The 17,545-nt window shown below is 59.1% G+C and carries 14 protein-coding genes; 3 read left to right on the forward strand and 11 right to left on the reverse strand.

Annotated elements, in window-relative coordinates; genetic code table 11:
* Positions 1-163: 163 nt before the first annotated feature.
* The 3 genes from nrfH to GPICK_RS01895 all read left to right on the forward strand — a co-directional run bounded on the left by nrfH (position 164) and on the right by GPICK_RS01895 (position 3,393).
* Positions 164-628 carry a cytochrome c nitrite reductase small subunit gene (gene nrfH / locus GPICK_RS01885; RefSeq protein ID WP_039740047.1) on the forward strand — a complete coding sequence of 155 codons (465 nt, stop codon included), beginning with the start codon at positions 164-166 and terminating at the stop codon, positions 626-628.
* 13 nt (positions 629-641) lie between these two features.
* Positions 642-2,105: an ammonia-forming cytochrome c nitrite reductase subunit c552 gene (locus tag GPICK_RS01890; RefSeq protein WP_039740049.1), complete on the forward strand. Its 1,464-nt coding sequence runs from the start codon at positions 642-644 to the stop codon at positions 2,103-2,105.
* A 172-nt stretch (positions 2,106-2,277) separates the two neighbouring features.
* Positions 2,278-3,393, forward strand: a complete 1,116-nt coding sequence (locus GPICK_RS01895) for a methyl-accepting chemotaxis protein (RefSeq protein ID WP_039740050.1) — start codon at positions 2,278-2,280, stop codon at positions 3,391-3,393.
* 90 nt (positions 3,394-3,483) lie between these two features.
* Here GPICK_RS01895 and GPICK_RS01900 read toward each other — a convergent pair whose 3' ends face one another.
* The 11 genes from GPICK_RS01900 to GPICK_RS01940 form a co-directional block, all read right to left on the reverse strand.
* On the reverse strand, positions 3,484-4,497 hold the full coding sequence (locus GPICK_RS01900; RefSeq protein WP_039740051.1) for a DUF2169 family type VI secretion system accessory protein: 1,014 nt from the start codon (positions 4,495-4,497) through the stop codon (positions 3,484-3,486).
* A 230-nt stretch (positions 4,498-4,727) separates the two neighbouring features.
* Positions 4,728-6,533, reverse strand: coding sequence for a HEAT repeat domain-containing protein (locus GPICK_RS01905; protein ID WP_236685616.1), 1,806 nt, complete (start codon positions 6,531-6,533; stop codon positions 4,728-4,730).
* Positions 6,534-6,643: 110 nt separating this feature from the next.
* The gene (gene tssI, locus GPICK_RS01910) at positions 6,644-8,740 is read right to left on the reverse strand and encodes a type VI secretion system Vgr family protein (RefSeq protein WP_039740055.1); all 2,097 of its coding nucleotides are present in this window, start codon (positions 8,738-8,740) and stop codon (positions 6,644-6,646) included.
* A gap of 33 nt (positions 8,741-8,773) precedes the next feature.
* Entirely contained in the window at positions 8,774-9,628 is an 855-nt protein-coding gene (locus GPICK_RS16795; RefSeq protein WP_084201320.1) for a LysM peptidoglycan-binding domain-containing protein, read from the reverse strand.
* 1 nt (position 9,629) lies between these two features.
* A complete protein-coding gene (locus GPICK_RS17215) occupies positions 9,630-10,436 on the reverse strand; it encodes a hypothetical protein (RefSeq protein WP_144400020.1) in 807 nt (268 codons plus the stop codon).
* An 89-nt stretch (positions 10,437-10,525) separates the two neighbouring features.
* Complete coding sequence (locus GPICK_RS01915; protein WP_039740057.1) at positions 10,526-11,011, reverse strand: Hcp family type VI secretion system effector; 486 nt, start codon at positions 11,009-11,011, stop codon at positions 10,526-10,528.
* A gap of 63 nt (positions 11,012-11,074) precedes the next feature.
* Positions 11,075-12,547 carry a type VI secretion system contractile sheath large subunit gene (tssC, locus tag GPICK_RS01920; RefSeq protein WP_236685617.1) on the reverse strand — a complete coding sequence of 491 codons (1,473 nt, stop codon included), beginning with the start codon at positions 12,545-12,547 and terminating at the stop codon, positions 11,075-11,077.
* A 24-nt stretch (positions 12,548-12,571) separates the two neighbouring features.
* The gene (gene tssB, locus GPICK_RS01925; RefSeq protein WP_039740061.1) at positions 12,572-13,057 is read right to left on the reverse strand and encodes a type VI secretion system contractile sheath small subunit; all 486 of its coding nucleotides are present in this window, start codon (positions 13,055-13,057) and stop codon (positions 12,572-12,574) included.
* 91 nt (positions 13,058-13,148) lie between these two features.
* Positions 13,149-14,786 (reverse strand): esterase/lipase family protein, encoded by a 1,638-nt coding sequence (locus GPICK_RS01930; RefSeq protein ID WP_052263238.1) that lies wholly within the window; start codon positions 14,784-14,786, stop codon positions 13,149-13,151.
* Positions 14,787-14,801: 15 nt separating this feature from the next.
* Positions 14,802-15,836, reverse strand: coding sequence for a T6SS immunity protein Tli4 family protein (locus tag GPICK_RS01935; protein ID WP_052263239.1), 1,035 nt, complete (start codon positions 15,834-15,836; stop codon positions 14,802-14,804).
* 53 nt (positions 15,837-15,889) lie between these two features.
* Complete coding sequence (locus tag GPICK_RS01940) at positions 15,890-17,530, reverse strand: esterase/lipase family protein (protein WP_052263240.1); 1,641 nt, start codon at positions 17,528-17,530, stop codon at positions 15,890-15,892.
* Positions 17,531-17,545 lie beyond the last annotated feature (15 nt).

Genomic DNA, 17,545 nt, shown 5'->3' on the forward strand with positions numbered 1-17,545 from the left:
TGTTTTCCGTGGTGATAGTTAGAGTACAAATTAGTTTTTCGACGAGCTTTGACATAAGTCAAAGGGAGGAGGTTCGTCGGTCGATTGTCAGGGAGGAAGTGGGGGGTATACTATTAATGATTTGTAATGATTTGTTTTGGCCGGAATAAAGGAGGTGATCAGCATGGTTCGGATTGGGGGCGGCAACCGGGTCATTTACTTTGTCTCGGGCGCGTTCGTCGTCATCGCCGTGGCCTTGTTCCTGATGGTCGGGCCGCCGCAACTGCTGGCCAAGTCGAGCACGCCGGATTTCTGCGTCCGGTGCCACGTCATGGAGAGCGAGTACGAATCCTGGATCCACACCGGGGCCCACCGGCGGATCAAATGTGTCGACTGCCATCTGCCCAATGAGAATGTCGGCCTGCATTACATCTGGAAGTCCATTGACGGCATGAAGGACGTGATCGTCTTCTATTCCGGCTTCCCGCCGGAACACATCACGATCTCCGAGCACGGACAGAAGGTGCTGCAGCGCAACTGCGTCCGCTGTCACGAGACCACCGTCGCCCACATCGACACGGAGCGGCAGTGCTGGCAATGCCACCGCCGGGTCTCCCACACCCGCAGCGGGGCGATGGAAACACTCTAGAGGAGGCGCAACGATGAGAGTTGAAACGCTGACGATCACGATCTGCGGCATTGCGGCGGCCATCTTGTTGGGGCTTGGCGGCTGTGCCCCGCAGAAGGCCGAGCCGGTGAAGACCGTGCAGATTCCCGACGGCGAGGTCGATCCCGCCGTCTGGGGAAAGGGGTATCCCACCGAGTATGAGCTCTGGAAGAAGACCGAGGAGCCGACCCCTGCGGGGAAGAGCAAGTACAAGCGGGGGTTCGATGCCGACCGGATCACCTACGACAAGCTCTCCGAGTTTCCCTACATGGCGCTGCTTTTCAACGGCTGGGGATTCGGGGTTGAGTACAACGAACCCCGCGGGCACGCCTACATGGTGCGGGACCAGTTGGAGATCGACGCGAGCCGCCTCAAGGCCGGCGGCGTCTGTCTCACCTGCAAGACCCCCTATGCCCCCCGGCTGCAAAAAGAGCTCGGCATGGATTACTACAAGAAGCCGTTCAAGGAGGTGCTTGCCCATATCCCCGAGAAGCAGCGGACCCTGGGGGTCGCCTGCATCGACTGCCACGACAACCGCGACCTCACCCTGAAGCTCTCCCGCGGCTTCACCCTCCAGGCGGCGCTGAAGGATATGGGGGTCGACGAGTCGAAGCTGACCCGCCAGGAGATGCGGAGCCTGGTCTGCGCCCAGTGCCACGTAACCTACACCATCCCCAAGGACGCGGAGATGAAGTCGGTGGGGGTCTTCTTCCCCTGGCAGGGGAGCACATGGGGGAACATCACCATCGAAAACATCATCAAGAAGATCCGCAGCGATCCGGCCTACGGCGAGTGGAAGCAGGGGGTGACCGGATTCAAGCTCGGGTTCATCCGCCATCCGGAGTTCGAGATGTTCTCCAACAGCAGCGTCCACTGGAAGGCCGGTGCCGCCTGTGCCGACTGCCACATGCCCTACACCCGGGTCGGCGCCTTCAAGGTCTCGGACCACCGGGTCATGAGCCCCCTCAAGGGTGACATGAAGGCATGTCTGCAGTGCCACTCCGAGAAACCCGAATGGCTCCGCGACCAGGTGACCGCCATCCAGGACCGTACCGTCTCGCTCATGGTCCGGTCCGGCTACGCCACCGCCACCGCCGCCAAGCTCTTCGAGAAGGTCCACGCCGCCCAGGCTGCGGGAAAGAGCATCGACAAGGCGCTCTACGACCGGGCGAAGGACCTCTACGAGGAGGCCTTCTATCGCTGCGTCTTTGTCGGGGCCGAGAATTCGCTCGGCTTCCACAACCCGACCGAGACGCTGCGCATCCTCGGCGACGCCACCGCCTTTGCCGCCAAGGCCGAGGCGCTCCTGCGCCAGGCCCTGACCAAGGCGGGCGAGGATGTGCCGCTAACGGTCAATCTGGAGCTCAACAAGTACCTCGACCAGCGGGGCGAGAAAAAGCTGAAGTTCAACCCCAACGTGGAGATCAAGGACCCCTACGGCGTTCAGGTCAGATTCTGAGCCGCACAGCCGCACGACAGGCAACGGAGGCGCCCCGGAATCAAGCTGGTTCCGGGGCGTCGCCGCGTCCGGGCGAAAAACGGGTAAAGTATCGGGTGCGGTCGCCGATACGGTAAGAGTGAGCGCCACATCCAGAGGGCGCAAGGTATGCAGGCGAAAGGAGCGACCGGCCGTGCTTTTCTCGAACGGACTGAAAAAGGAACTGGCGGAGAAGGATGCCGAACTCGACGTGCTCAAGCAGATGCTCGACAATCTGGGCAACATCGTCATGCTCTGCGACACCACCCCCGACAACAAGATCTTCTACATGAACAGGGCGGCGAAGGAGATGATGATGCGGCACCGGCAGGAGCTCAACAGCGGCCTGCGGGGGGCCGACGTGGCCAACGCCTTCGAGAAGTCGATCCACCAGTTCCACAAGGATCCGGGAAAGGTCCGGACGATCCTCGGCAAGCCGGGGGAGATGCCCCGCCGGGCCGAGATCCCCATCGGCGGCGTCACCCTGCGCACCACCTCCTACCCGATCTGGGACCCGAAGGAGCCGGGGAAGGTGCGCTGCTACATGGCGTGCTGGGACGACATCAGTGCCGAGAAAACCATCGATGATCGCAATCGGGCCGACATCGAGCGGAAGAACTACCTGGAGGAGCGGGTGGCCCAGATCGCCACCGCCATGGAAGAGATGAGCATGACCGTCACCGAGGTGGCGCGCAACACCTCCAACGCCTCCGACTCGGCCATCAATGTCGCCCGTACTGCCCATGAGGGGCAGGGGATCGTCAACCGCTCGGTGCAGGAGATGCAGCGGGTGGCCCAGATCGTGCGCGACTCCGCCGCCATCGTCGACTCCCTCGGGAGCAAGTCGGAGAAGATCGGCGAGATCATCGAGGTGATCAACGAGATCGCCGACCAGACCAACCTCCTGGCCCTCAACGCCGCCATCGAGGCGGCCCGGGCCGGCGAGCAGGGGCGCGGCTTCGCCGTTGTTGCCGACGAGGTCCGCAACCTGGCGGTGAAGACCATGAACTCCACCAAGCAGATCAACGCCATGGTGGCCGAGATCCAGCGGGAGACCCGCGAGGCGGTCTCTTCCATCGAGAACGCCAAGCAGGAGGCCGAGGTGAGCGAGAACCACTCGCTCCAGGTGGAGTCGTCCCTGGCCACCATCGTTCAGGCCGTGGAGGAGATCAAGGCCGTCATCACCCAGATCGCCACCGCCTCCGAGGAGCAGGCCGCCACCGCCACCGTCATCGCGGGGAACCTGGAGGAGATCACCCGCCACGGGTAGTTCTTTTCGAGCATCGCGGAAAAAGTCAAAAGGCCGTCCGGATATCCCGGGCGGCCTTTTGACTTGCGCGGTCAACTATCCAGCGGACCGTCAAAGGCTGTCGAAACCGACGCGCACGCTCCTCACCTCGTGGAGCCTCCCGTGGACGTTGTGCCGCCCGCGCCAGACGAGCACGAGCCGCTCCGGATCCGGTTCGACGATGACGGTGTCAAGCCGCATCTCCAGCTCATGGGCCACAGCGCCGACCGTCACCGAAACGTTGGGGACGACCCCCGGCAGAGCGAACAGGAGCCGGCCGCCCCGGGAGGCGTTTTGCACCAGCACCTGCTCGCTGCCGGAGAGATGCCGGGGCGACGCAAGGCCGGGGGGGACAACGGAGTAAAAACTGGGGTCGATATCGTCGGGGGGGAGGGGGCTCACGTACTTTCGCCACTCGTCATCGCAGGTGCCGGCATAGCCGGCCCGGGGGTGCCAGTGGGGCGGAATCGGTCCGAACCCCGCCGGCCGGGGGCGGTCATCGGGTTTTTTGATGAGATCTGCCGGCTCTTCCAGGTTAGGGAGGCGAAAACCGTCGATCTCCCGCCTCGTCGTCCTTGCCAGAAGCCCCTGCCCCACGGGATTTTCGAGACAAAACTCGTGCTCCTTCGGGTCTCGGCAGCTCGTGTCGCTCCCGCCGAAGGCCCGCTCCCAGACGAGGGGGATGCTCTCGAACGGCGCTGGCTTCGACATCGTCACCCTCCCCAGGCACTTCATCCAGATCCGTTCGCCGAAGACCCGCACCGTCTTGCGCACCGGCCCCACGCCGAAGGTGACGTCAACGGAGCCGGCACCCACCTTCGGCGCCCAGGCGTGGCCGAGGAGGATGCAGTCGGTGCCCGGCTTTTCCAGCACGGCATCGGTGTCGTGGATGAGGCTCGACGAAGCGGGATCGCCGGAGTACTCGGGCTCGAAACGGAGCGGCACTTGCTCCTCGGCCACGGTAAGAGTGCCGTCCCGATTGATCTGCCACGTTCCCTTGACGATGACAAGGAGGGTTTCGGCGCCGTGGCGGTCGGTGAGAAAGAGCGGCGCGGCGGTGAAGGGGGTGGGGTTGAGGAGGTCCATCCGGTTTGTCTCTTTCTATCGTTACCAACTCAACGCATCTGTCAGGCGGAGGAGGTCAAAGGCGATCAGCTGGTTGTGGAGTCGGGATTGGCTCAGAGCTCTTTGCGTCGACACGCAGCATCTTAGGTCCCACTATGCCAATGAGCGTCACGCTCGTATGATTTTCACGGGCTCTCTGACTCTGCAGACCGCCTAAACGTCTTTACCGTTCTCCGGCAACGAGCATCAATTCAATCGGGTTCGGGTTGCTTGTCCCACTCGGGAGCTCCGGGCCGGGGGGATGGGTCCTGTGGAAAGCCGTGGCTTTTCAGCCACTTCCTCCCTGTGTCTTCCAGCAAGCCATGTCCACTGGTGACAAAGTCTTTGGCCATTTGCTCGTTACCGTATCTGCTTAATGCGAATATCAAAGGGTATTTCTTGCGAACATCCCCTTTTCTGATGATTTTTTCGTAATTCTTTGCGATGCCGGCGATGTCGAATCTGCGAGCGAAGTTTTCCACTGCCGCGGCGGCCTCATTCCCGGGCAGGCGGTCCAGCGACAGGGTTGCCTCCCACTGTACCGAGCTGTCCCGGTCAGACTGGGCAGCAATGAGCGATTCAATGGCGCTGCTTTGATGGAACGCTCCGAGCGAATGTGCCGACGCCATCCGAACATCGCGCCCATCACGTTTTAGTGACTCGACCAGCGGTGCTATGGCTTCCGAACTGTTGCATTTCCCCAACGCGTAGGCTGCTTGCCTCCTTACATCGATGCTTTTGTCACTCTTTAATGTGGCAACAAGCGGGGCTATGACCCGTTGGTTCCCGAATTTCCCCAGGGCCCATGCCGCCGCCTCCCTGAGAGAGGTGTCATCGGATTTATTCAGAACGGTGACCAGCGGGGCAATGGCACGATCATCCCTTATTTCGGCCAAAGCAATAGCTGCATTTTTTCGAAGATTCTCCTCCTTGTCGCATAAGCCGTCTATCAGTGGCTCTACCGCACCGGTATCGCCAATTTTCCCCAGCGCCCTGGCAGTAATTCCTTTTACATACCAATTGCCTTTCTTGAGAAGCGGAACCAGATCTCCTGTAGCCCGACGATCTTTCAGGTCGCCAAGGGCCTCGATCGACTCATTGAGATAATTATTTGCATCAAAAGTCTCATTCGATCGGCTTTTCCGCAACAGGCCCAGCAACGGCTCTACCGCGCGAGGGTTTCCCAGCTTTGCCAGTGTCTTTACCATGTGCAGATCGCGGCCAGGGCCATCCAATGCCCTGATCAGCGGTTCGACCGCTCGTCGATCTCCAATGTCGCCAAGGGCTTTGGCGGCAGCGCCATGTAATCGGTGAGCTTCTTTGTCATGCAACAGATTGATCAGCTCATCGGCAGCGCCAGGAATCTCGATGTGCAGCAAGGCACCTTCTACGCTGCTTTTCATGGTGCCGTCACCATGCTTCCAGGCATCCACAAGCACCGTTACCACACGGCGGTCGTTTATTCTGCCAAGAGCCTCGACTGCTCGGCCTCTGACACAAAAATCCTCATCCCTCAGGGTGGCCGTCAGTGCTTCGACCGCAGCAGGATCCCTTCTGGCACTAATTGATTTTATGGCGTTTCGCCGAATTTCCGGATCTGGAGCGTGGAGAGCCTGGATAAGAGTTGCCGTTGGGCGGGTGTCGGGAATCCTCCCTTCCCGGATGAGGCCGGCCTTCATGATAAAGAACTGGGTGTATACCGCTGGAATCAGCATGATGTCGCGATTGTTTAGGCGAAAAAATCCCGCCCCCTCGCCGGGGAAGATGCTGAAAAGCACCAACACCAGCAGATCTGCGGCGATAATGCCGTTTATGGTCAGGATGGAGAGTTGCCGCTCAAATATCCACAAGAAGAAGGTCACCGGTACCAGCCAGGCATAGAAACAGATTGCGAAGGTCAGGATGTAGGCACCTATGTTGAATGCAACATTCAAATCTTCCGCAACGATCTCCACCAGCCGCAGGTGGCTTAGCGTACCAGCAGTAATAACCCATAGCAGGCTGATCGCCAGAGGCATGACGAGTAGCAACGTCTTCAATATCTTCTTTACCTCATGGATCTCACTCGATCCGACAGGTGGGTTTGGTCGTCAACACCCCAGCGTGTTGCCGGCAGGGCGTGCCCTGCTCAGTTGACCGAGGTCCTGGCACCCTTGATGACGATCTCGCCCGAGGCCCGTTTAGTGATGCTCGCCCCCGTGACGACGATCTCGCCGCTCGACTTCAGTGAGATGGTGGAGTTGCCGGCCTTGAAGACGATCTCGTCATCGGCCTCCAGAACTATGGCCTTGGCCTTCACCGTGGTGGACTGGCTCACTGTGGCCGAGAGGTTCTGCCCCACGGTGAGGGAGCGGTTCCCCACCACCTTCTCGGTCATGTGGGCACCGACCAGCACCGCCTTGGTGATCCCTACCTCCTCGGCCTTGGCACCGATGACCGTCTCGTTCATGGCCCCGCCGACGCTCACCTGGTAGAGCCCGCCGATGGTCAGCTCCTTGGCGAGGCCCACTGTCTCGGCCGAGTTGATGGTTACTGTCTCGGTCTTGTTGGCGCCGATGGTCTCAGTGTGATTTGCTCCGACCTGCACGGTCTGGTTGGCGCCGACCGTCTTGAGGCGGTTGTTCTCCACATGGAGCGTCTCGTCCCGTCCGACGGTCTGCCCCTTGTCGTTCTTGACCAGAATGTTCCAGTCCTTTTCGCTCTGGAGGTAGATTTCTTCGCTCCCCTTCTTGTCCTCGAAGCGAAGTTCGTGGAAGTTGTCGCGGCCGCCGTTGGGGTAGCTGCGGGTGCGGATGCCGCTCTGGGTCTTGTTGGCGGGGAGGGCGTAGAGCGGCTGGTTTTCGGAATTGTACGCACTCCCGACTATCATCGGTCGATCGGGGTCACCCTCCAGGAACGTGACGAGGACCTCATCGCCAACACGGGGGAGAAACTGGGTTCCCCAGCCGCCGCCACCCCACGGCTGGCCGACCCTGACCCAGCAGGAAGTCCTGCCGTCCTTTTGCCCGAGCCGGTCCCATGGGAATTGGACCTTTACCCGCAGGTAGCCGTCGGGGTCGGCATGGATCTCATCGCCGGGAGAGCCGGTGACTACTGCGGTCTGAAGCCCGACGATGGTGGGCCTGTCGGCGACGATCTGGGGGCGGACCGTAACGTTAGCCGGGACGACGATGAATTCGTTGTCGTAGCGGAAGCCGCCACCCCCGGCATGCTCGTCGAGCACCTGGGGCTGGGCGCCGTGGTGGATGACGGCGACCGGCAGGTACGTGCCGGCGTAATCGTGGCCGGTTAGCTCCCATTCGAAGCCGGGAGTCATGCGCGGGCATGAACTCTGCCCTTCGGCGGTCTCGCCGAGCACCAGCAGTCGCTCCATCCGGATCTTTGCCAGGTAGTTGCCACGGTCCTCCTTGAAGTAGTTGCTGGGAAAATCGTAGACTTCGCGGTTTGACGGCGTCTTGTCCTGTGACTGGGTGGTAAGATTCAGGCCCGTGCGCTTGTAGTTGTAGTCGCGTTGCGTAACCTTGCCGGGGCGTACGCGGCGCGAGTAGATGAAGTCGAAGACGCTTTCCTTCTTTGCCACCATCCCGTCGTTGGTGTTGAATGTTATGTGGCGCTCTCCTTCCATGTAAAGATAGCCTGAGTTGGTGTCGGTGAAGACGATGACGTGCTTGTCCTCGTAGTGCTCGAAGAAGTAGAAGATTCCCTCTTCTTCCAGAAGCCGCGAGATGAAGTTCAGGTCAGTTTCCCGGTACTGGACGCAGAACTTGCGCAGACGGTCCGTCTTGAAGAGGGCGAAGCGGTAGCGGTCACTGGTGATGTTGCTCTCTTCGAGGATCTCGGCAACTATTTCCTGAACAGTCTTGAACTGAAAAACTCGGCAGTCCTGCTCAAGAGAGAGGAACCACAGGGCCGGTACGACATGGGCGTGATAGATGCCGTAGTCGCCGTCCGTTCCGAGGGAGGTGAATTCCTGGACCACGCCGTGGAAATGCCGCGTGCCTCCTTCATGATCGACATACAGCACCGCTTCCTTGTCGATCACCTCGTCAAGCTTCACATCATCTCTGGAGGCCAGGGTGAGGTGGATGTCGTAGGGGTGCGATATCCGTTCGTCAGCGGTGAATCCTACTGCCGACAGAAAGTACTTTGTGGCGGGGATATCGAACTGGAAGCTTGATGTTGAGCCCTGAGAAAGGAGGTTTGTTGCGGCCTTTTGGATAGACATGGCATTTTCCTCACCAATCTGTTCGTATCGGAATCATTTGTGGTGCTTGGTCCACCCGAGAGTCGAGTCGAGTGACCAAGATTGCTTGGGTTGATCGCCTATTCGAGGCTTTCTGGCTGTGGCTGGCCGGGTGGCGTGGTTGGTATGGCCGGGGCCAGAGGCTTTTCGCGTCGGGAGGATGAGCTTCTGGCCGACGCAAATTCGATTGATGTTAGTAACCGAGGGGTTGGCTGCTACGATTTCGGCAATTGATATGTTGTTGATGCGAGCGATTCGGCTGAGAGTGTCGCCCGGCTTTATGAGGTAAGTAGTTGCAATAGAGGGGAAAATTGTTCTAATGCGCGTCTGTCCTGGTCCATTTTCCTTCCCATTGTCGATGACGTGGCCCCTGTTAACTACCTGGCCCGTCTTCCACCCTTCCTTCTTTCTCATGGCATCAACAAGCTGCTGCCATTCTTTTTCTGTTAAATCCGCAATTTTTTTGTTGTCAACATCAATGCCTGTCCATTGCCTTATTTGATCAGCATACAGGTCAGGATCGTTGCCATCTGAGGCTGGTGCGTATGCGGTATTTTCTATGTACTTGCCATTCGGGTCGAATCTGCCCTTGATGACTTCTCGGATCGAATTGTAATTGATGTATTTTGTTTGGAGAAGGGTAAGTTTAGCTTTTCTGCCATCGTCTGGGCTGGCAAATATGGCAAACCGTCCGTTGTTTCCAATAGCACCATGTCTTATAGCCCACTTGCCATTGATTATATTGCCTGGGTTGTTGTTTCTCCACGATAGTGTACCGCCACGGTATTCAGTAATATTACCTTGATCGTCAGTGTAAATTACTTTATATCCAGCGAAGTCTTTTTCTGCACTTGCTTTTGTGTATGTCATATTAGTTGCCTGATGGTTTGATGACTCTGATTATTCTGACTTTCTCAGGTTCAATCACATTTATGCTGGGTACATTATCAAGACTCTTGTATTTTTTGCCTGTTTTGTATTTAGTAGCAAAAACGTACTTGTCGCCAATTAATTTATATATTTTTATTTCATAGTAATGCGGTGCAAATAGGGTTTCGGTCTTAGATGCCCAAATTCTATCGGCCAATATTAAGTATCCTGATTTATCTATCAATGAATCGTAAATTTTGAACTCACCCTGATCCGTAATTGCTAAAGGCTCTAACGCATTAATGTAAGTATTATCTTTTTTGCTATAGATCCAAATTGAAATATATCTTGTCTTTCCCAAGGTTGCACCATGGTGCTGAACGGTGAACAATACGCCATTCTTAGCTCTAGACTTGTCCAACAGTATTGATTTTAATTCTGTAGCTTCCTGAAAAGGAAAGTTGTTTGCACCCTTGGCTTCATGACAGGCAACAGCTGTTGGATTCGCTACTTCATTGAAACAAATCTTTGCTGGCAATTGACTGGTTTCGAAAAAGTTGTCCCCTTCCTCACGCAATTGATATGCTGTAGCCTGCCATTGGCCTCGCAAATCTTGCTTGCCAGCAATCAGAATGCTTCCTACCGGAACGTACTCTTCAGACCAAACTGTATTTGTAGCAACAAAAAGCAGGATAGTTACCGCAGGAAATAATGTTTTAAATTTAAATAGGTTAAGTCCTGGGCTTATTTTAAGTAAGGCCATCAACGATAAAATAGTAACAGTATGCTTGGCTTTATATGCTGGCATATTTTTCTCTCTTGGTTCGAGTTGTATCAATGCCTAGATGAACTCACCCTCCCCGTCGCCGGGGAGGGCATTTCATCACAAAATACGAATTACTTGGGCACGCTCCAGGAATCCTCGGCCTCGATGCCGTTGGGCTCCCACGTCCACTTGATCTTCTTGTAGGAGAACGCCACCTCCTCCATGTGGCCGTAGGGCTCGTTCTCGGGAAGAAGCGTCATCGGCATGTACGGCTTCATCTCGACCACGATGGCATCCTCAAGGGTGGTGGTGAAGTAGTGCTCTTCCAGTCCCTGCTTGTTGATCCGGTACCACTTGATCTGCACGTTTTTCATGTGCTCGCCGGTGCAGAGTGCCTGGTAGAGCTTCGGCGAACTTTTGTCGAACATCTTGACGATCGACAGGGGGCCGTGAACGCGCTTGCCGGTGGGCAGGCCGTCGTGGGGGTTGCGCGGCATGTGGATGTCGTGCTTCATTTCATAGAGCTGAATGGTGTTCTCGCGCCCCTGCAGTTCGCAGGATCCGTCGATTTTCCCCTGTTTTTCTCCGGTCAGGGTCATGTGTGCGGGCATTGCCATGTGCTGCTACCTCCTTGTGTGGTGGAATACGCGGCCCGTGATGGGCCGCGTTGCAAGCGGCGATCATTCCTTGTCGAGTTTTCCGACGAGCGACAGCGTAAAGTAGGCCCCCATGTACTTGAAGTGGGGGGTGACCTTGAGGCCGACCCGGTACCATCCCGGCTCGCCCGGAACCTCCTCCACCGTCACCTCGGCCTGGCGCAGGGGCCTCCGGCTGCGAACGCCCGGCATGGGGTTGTCCATTTCGGAGACGTACTGGCGGATCCAGAGGTTGAGCTCGTTCTCCAGGTCGCCCCGCTCCTTCCAGGTGCCGATATGCTCCCGCTGGATCACCTTCAGGTAGTGGGCGAGGCGGCTGACGATGAACATGTAGGGGAGCTGGAGCCCCAGCTTGTAGTTGAGCTCTGCCTCCTTCCCCTCCTTGGAGCTGCCGAAGAATTTCGGCTTCTGCACCGAGTTGGCGGAGAAGAAGGCGGCGTTGTCGCTCCCTTTCCGCATGGTGAGGGCGATGAACCCCTCCTCGGCCAGCTCGAACTCACGGCGCTCGGAGACGAGAACTTCCGTGGGGATCTTGGTCTGGATCGCCCCCATGGCCTCGTACTGGTGGAGCGGCAGATCGTGCACCGCACCCCCTCCCTGGGGGCCGATGATGTTGGCGCACCAGCGGAAGTTGGCAAAGCTCTCGGTAAGCCGGGTGGCGAAGGCAAACGCCGCGTTCCCCCAGCAGTAACGGTCGTGGCTGTCGGAGACCTGCTCCTCGTAGTTGAAGCTCTTCACCGGCCTGGTCGCCTCGCCGTAGGGGAGCCGCAGCAGGAAGCGGGGAAGCGCCAGCCCCACGTAGCGGGCATCCTCGCTCTCGCGGAACGACTGCCACTTGGCGTATTGGGGCCCTTCAAGGATGGAGCCGATGTCCTTCAGGTTCGGCAGGGCCGTGAAGTCGTCGCAGCCAAAGAACTGGGGTGCCGCGGCGGCGATGAAGGGAGCGTGGGCCATGCCGGCTACGGCGGCCAGGCTCTGGAGGAGCTTGATGTCCTGGGGGCCGGGGCCGAAGTCGTAGTTGCCGACAATGGCGCCGAAGGGTTTGCCGCCGAACTGGCCGTACTCGGCGGAGTAGATCGTCTTGTAAAGGCCGGACTTGGCCACCTCGGGGGCGTCCTCGAAGTCGTCCAGGAGCTCCTCCTTGGTGGCGTTCAGAATCTCGATCCGGTTGTTCTCCCGGAAATCGGTCCGGTCCACCAGGAAGTGGAGGGAGCGCCAGGAGGACTCCAGCTTCTGGAACTGGGAGTTGTGGAGAATCTCGTCCATCTGGAGGGAGAGCTTTCGGTCGATCTCGGCGATCATGTCGTCGAGGACCGCCTTGGAGACCTTCGGGGTCTCGGTTCCCGGCTCCAGGAGCTGGGCGATGAGGGCCTCGACCCCCTTCTTGGTGATGGAGTAGGCCTCGTCGGCCGGTTGGAGCCGGGTCGCCTGAACGATCTCCTCCAGAAGCGACACATCGGCCATGGCCTCATCCTGACGCACTGCTGCACTGTTCATCTCTGCACTCATTGCGGTTCCCCCTTACGCTTCGATGCCGATTTCGGCCAGAAGTTTCGCCCGGGCCGCATCGTCGGTGATCAGTTCCTGGATCTTTTTGCGGAAGTCGGGGACGTTGGAGAGCGGCCCCTTGAGGGCCCGCAGCGCCTCCCGCAGCTCCAGGAGCCGCTTCATCTCCGGCACCTGCTCCACGATCGCCTCTGGGCCGAAGTCCTTCAGGGACTCCACCATCAGGTTCACCGGCAGCTCGTCGTCCGCCGTGCCAGAAAGGCGGTTGGGGACGGCGATGTTCAGGCTGATCCCCTGGGCCTTCATCACTTCGTTGAAATTCTCCCTGTCCACGGCGACGGGCTCCCGCTTCTCCACCGGGCGCCCGTCGGGCGAGCCGGTGAAATCCCCCATAACCAGCATCTTCAGCGGGAGCTCCACATCCTCCCGGCCGTCGCCGTCGGCAGGGCGGTAGACGATGTTCACCCGCTCTTTCGGTGCTACGGATGCTTCTTTCGACATTGCGTTCTCCTTTGGTGTGTGATGGGAACGTGCCGTCCGTGGCGTGTATCCCCGTTGCATTTATCGTTACCCTTGCAGGTTCAGCCTGCCTTCAAGCACCGGTCGGCCCCACCTTTTCCTCGATCCGCGTGAGTGCCAGATTCCAGACGGCGGTAAAGACGATCTCCTGCGCCGTATCCGTTTCGTAGATCTTCTGATGATCGATGGAAAAGAAATCGGCGGGCGCCTCCCGACCGATCCGGGCCGTGGGGACCTTCAACGCCTTGCCCGACGAATCGGGGACTGTGCCGTCGCCGGTGCCGGAGAAGGGCTCCAGGGTGACCACCGCGGTTGCCCCTGCGGAGGTGTCCCGTACGTTGTCGTTTCCATCCACATAAGCCTGGAATTCTCCCTTGTTCCTGAACCGGTGAAGCAGTTCCCCCTGTTGACGACGGGGCGAAGGCTGCTCGTAGGACTCGCGGCTGTAGACGATCCGGTCCGGCGAGTCGAGGGTGGTGGAGTAGAACTGGACCGTGTTGTCGTGAACCTGGGAGCCGAGTCTGTCGTGGAACTCTTCGGCTTGGCTAAGGTAGCGTCGATAGAGTGCCCACGGACTTTTCTGCCCTGGTCTGATTGAATCCGCTTTCCCGCCCGGATCGAGCCAGTCCGGGTTCACCATCCGCCACGGGACGTTGTCTCGAACGCGGTAGACATCATCGTAGGGGGCGCTCCGGGGGAGGCTCACGGTCCGGCCGTCGGCTCCGGGATAGGTGAGCCACTGCCGGCTGCCGGCGTTGTCCCGGTACTCTCGAGTCGGCAGCAGTTGCAACCCCCCCGGCATGTTCCCCAGAAGCGCCGTCACCTCCTCGCCGTTCGTGCCGAGGATCCAGGCCGAGACGTGCCCCATGCCCAACCGTTCAAGCATCTTCAGCGGGTTGAGGAACCAGTCCCAGATACTCTTGCGTGGTCCGCCGGTGGGGCGCTCGAAACCCGCCTTCATCCGCCAGTAGGCCGCCGGAGAACCGGTGGCCGGCTGCACGCCGTGGACGACCCCGAGCACCTTCTCTGCGGCGCCGTGGAGCATGCAGGCGGAGCGGGCCACGAGCCCCCCCATGGAGTGGGTCACGAGGATAACCCGGGTGCAGAGGCGTTCCATTGGACGCCCCGCTTCGTCTTTCAATCCTTTGGCATAGTGGTCGATGGTGGCGTCGATATACTCCTTCAACTTTCTGCCGGCATCCAGGTTGGAGGCGGTCCAGTTGTAGCCAAAAGCGTGGACCGGGAATTCGAAACAGTGTCCCACCGGTTCTTTCCAGCGGTGATCGTGGAGTGCTTGGAGAATCGGTCCGTAGCTCCCCAGCATAACCCCTCCCCACCCCCGCTTGTTGGCGCCGGGATAGCGCCGCAAGAAGCTTGCATCAAGCTTCGGGTTGTCGGTGTCGACCTCCAGATAGTCGGGATCGAATTTTTCGCCGACGAGGAGGGCTTTCTTTTCCGCGGCATCAACGGAAGCCAGGCCGAATTTCTTCGCCATAAACCACGAAGCGTCTGGATCCCACACCCTTTCCCCTTGATCTTCTCCTTGGGCGAACTTCAACCGGCTTCCCATAATGCCGGGGACGAAGATGATCGGGATCACCTCCCGCTCGATGACGATCCGGTTCTGCACCTCGGTCTTGAGGCCCTGGATGGTGTCGAACAGTTCCCACCACGTGATGTCAATGCGGTTGATTTCCGAAGAAATACTCACCTGACCTTCTCCCCGCTACCTGCCGGTTCCATACATTGGCTTTAACGAGTTGAGGACGTCGTCCCAGATCTGGAGCTTTTCTTCCAGGCGGTCGTCCGTGGATTCCATTTCGATGAGGATTTTAGGGTGCTCTCCCGAATCCTTTTCTCCAGCATACCGCCACATGAAACTCAATTCTTTTCTGCCCTTCTCGTCAGCCCGCAGGACCGTCTCCTCGCCCGGGAGGGCGGCGACCGCTCTTGTGCCGGTGCGGATTTTTTCGATCTTGACGTTGCCGGCAAAGCCGGTAGCCAGCAACGCCCCCAGTCTTCCCAGAAGACCGTGGTTTTCCGGTTCGCTCCGGTGGGTTTCAACGGTTTTAATGACCAATTTCAGCCCCAACGGATGCCCCTGGAACCGGGCGGCGGCCGATTCCTGCTCCAGGTAGGGGAGATTAAAAGCTCCATGCCAGGTATAGAACCAATTCCCCGGGGGAAGTTTGAGGTCGCCGAAGCGACGAGACTGGTAGGATTTGGCGATTCCGACCAACCAGGCTAGCATCTCCTGTTTTGCATCCGTTAAACCGTGATACGTGAGCCATGCTCCGCTTGTCCCGGAATCGACAAAAATCTGCCAGTATCCTTCATCTTCAGCCCATGCGTCCCCGTAATAAAACACCCCCCGCGCCCACGCCCCCACACCGGGAAAGTCACGGCTCTCGATAATCACCCGATCCTTCCCCTTTGGGGGACTCAGCTTGCCGATCTCGGCCAGGTGCTTCTTCCAGGCCTCGTCGCGGGCCCGTTCGCGGGGGACGTTCTCAGGCCAGACAAACTCCTCGATCTCCGCGTAGCGAAGCCTCTGCCCCTGGTGGGCCAGCTTCATTTCCGCCGGCACGTCGATGGCGAATCTTCCGATGGGATAGGTGATCATCCGTGGTGCTCCTTTGTCCGCCGCGGGGTGCGTTCCTTTTTTCTGCGTTCCTTCGCTGCTCGTGCAGGCAAGCAGGGTGAGGACCGGCGAGATGAGCAGAAAGAGGAGGGTCCTGCGCAGGGTGGTGGATATGGTCATGTGGTGGTCTCCTCGTGGGGGTAAATTCGCTCTGCGTTAGATGATGCTTATGATCAACATTCGCTGATCTTCCCCACCTTTTCTTCGATCCGCGTGAGTGCCAGATTCCAGACGGCGGTAAAGACGATCTCCTGCGCCGTATCCGTTTCGTAGATCTTCTGATGATCGATGGAAAAGAAATCGGCGGGCGCCTCCCGACCGATCCGGGCCGTGGGGACCTTCAACGCCTTGCCCGACGAATCGGGGACGGTGCCGTCGCCGGTGCCGGAGAAGGGCTCCATGGTGACCACCGCGGTTGCCCCCGCGGAGGTGTCCCGCATGTTATCGTTTCCATCCACATAAGCCTGGAATTCTCCCTTGTTCCTGAACCGATGCAGCAGTTCCCCCTGTTGACGGCGGGGCGAAGGCTGATCGTAGGACTCGCGGCTGTAGACGATCCGGTCCGGCGAGTCGAGGGTGGTGGAGTAGAACTGGACCGTGTTGTCGTGAACCTGGGAGCCGAGTCTGTCGTGGAACTCTTCGGCCTTGTCGAGGCAGCCCAGGTATTTTTCCCATGGCCCTGTCGCAGGGTTAAGTTCCGAATGGCTCTGCTGTCCCGGATCAAGCCAGTCCGGGTTCACCATCCGCCACGGGACGTTGTCCCGAACGCGGTAGACATCATCGTAGGGGGCGCTCCGGGGGAGGCTCACGGTATGGCCGTCGGCCCCGGGGTAGGCAAGCCACTGCCTGCTTCCGGTGTTGTCCCGGTATTCCCTCGTCGGCAGCAGTTGCAACCCCCCCGGCATGTTCCCCAGAAGCGCCGTCACCTCCTCGCCGTTCGTGCCGAGGATCCAGGCCGAGACGTGCCCCATGCCCAACCGTTCAAGCATCTTCAGCGGGTTGAGGACCCAGTCCCAGATACTCTTGCGGGGCCCGCCGGTGGGGCGCTCGAAACCCGCCTTCATCCGCCAGTAGGCCGCCGGAGAACCGGTGGCCGGCTGCACGCCGTGGACGACCCCGAGCACCTCCTTTGCGGCGCCATGGAGCATGCAGGCGGAGCGGGCCACGAGCCCCCCCATGGAGTGGGTGACGAGGATAACCCGGGTGCAGAGGCGTTCCATTGGACGCCCCGCTTCGTCTTTCAATCCTTTGGCATAGTGGTCAATGGTGGCGTCGATATACTCCTTCAGCTTTCTGCCGGCATCCAGGTTGGAGGCGGTCCAGTTGTAGCCAAAAGCGTGGACCGGGAATTCGAAACAGTGTCCCACCGGTTCTTTCCAGCGGTGATCGTGGAGTGCTTGGAGAATCGGTCCGTAGCTCCCCAGCATAACCCCTCCCCACCCCCGCTTGTTGGCGCCGGGATAGCGCCGCAAGAAGCTTGCATCAAGCTTCGGGTTGTCGGTGTCGACCTCCAGATAGTCGGGATCGAATTTTTCGCCGACGAGGAGGGCTTTCTTTTCCGCGGCATCAACGGAAGCCAGGCCGAATTTCTTCGCCATAAACCACGAAGCGTCTGGATCCCACACCCTTTCCCCTTGATCTTCTCCTTGGGCGAACTTCAACCGGCTTCCCATAATGCCGGGGACGAAGATGATCGGGATCACCTCCCGCTCGATGACGATCCGGTTCTGCACCTCGGTCTTGAGGCCCTGGATGGTGTCGAACAGTTCCCACCACGTGATGTCAATGCGGTTGATTTCCGAAGAAATACTCACCTGACCTTCTCCCCG

The organism is Geobacter pickeringii (assembly GCF_000817955.1).
GTDB classification, from domain to species: Bacteria; Desulfobacterota; Desulfuromonadia; order Geobacterales; family Geobacteraceae; genus Geobacter; species Geobacter pickeringii.

What these genes read in the sequence shown, in the direction of transcription:
- nrfH (WP_039740047.1), top strand. Translation starts at nt 164, where the DNA reads ATGGTTCGGATTGGGGGCGGCAACCGGGTCATTTACTTTGTCTCGGGC.
- GPICK_RS01890 (WP_039740049.1), top strand. Translation starts at nt 642, where the DNA reads ATGAGAGTTGAAACGCTGACGATCACGATCTGCGGCATTGCGGCGGCC.
- GPICK_RS01900 (WP_039740051.1), bottom strand. Translation starts at nt 4,497, where the DNA reads ATGGACCTCCTCAACCCCACCCCCTTCACCGCCGCGCCGCTCTTTCTC.
- GPICK_RS01905 (WP_236685616.1), bottom strand. Translation starts at nt 6,533, where the DNA reads ATGCCTCTGGCGATCAGCCTGCTATGGGTTATTACTGCTGGTACGCTA.
- tssI (WP_039740055.1), bottom strand. Translation starts at nt 8,740, where the DNA reads ATGTCTATCCAAAAGGCCGCAACAAACCTCCTTTCTCAGGGCTCAACA.
- GPICK_RS16795 (WP_084201320.1), bottom strand. Translation starts at nt 9,628, where the DNA reads ATGACATACACAAAAGCAAGTGCAGAAAAAGACTTCGCTGGATATAAA.
- GPICK_RS17215 (WP_144400020.1), bottom strand. Translation starts at nt 10,436, where the DNA reads ATGCCAGCATATAAAGCCAAGCATACTGTTACTATTTTATCGTTGATG.
- GPICK_RS01915 (WP_039740057.1), bottom strand. Translation starts at nt 11,011, where the DNA reads ATGGCAATGCCCGCACACATGACCCTGACCGGAGAAAAACAGGGGAAA.
- tssC (WP_236685617.1), bottom strand. Translation starts at nt 12,547, where the DNA reads ATGAACAGTGCAGCAGTGCGTCAGGATGAGGCCATGGCCGATGTGTCG.
- tssB (WP_039740061.1), bottom strand. Translation starts at nt 13,057, where the DNA reads ATGTCGAAAGAAGCATCCGTAGCACCGAAAGAGCGGGTGAACATCGTC.
- GPICK_RS01935 (WP_052263239.1), bottom strand. Translation starts at nt 15,836, where the DNA reads ATGACCATATCCACCACCCTGCGCAGGACCCTCCTCTTTCTGCTCATC.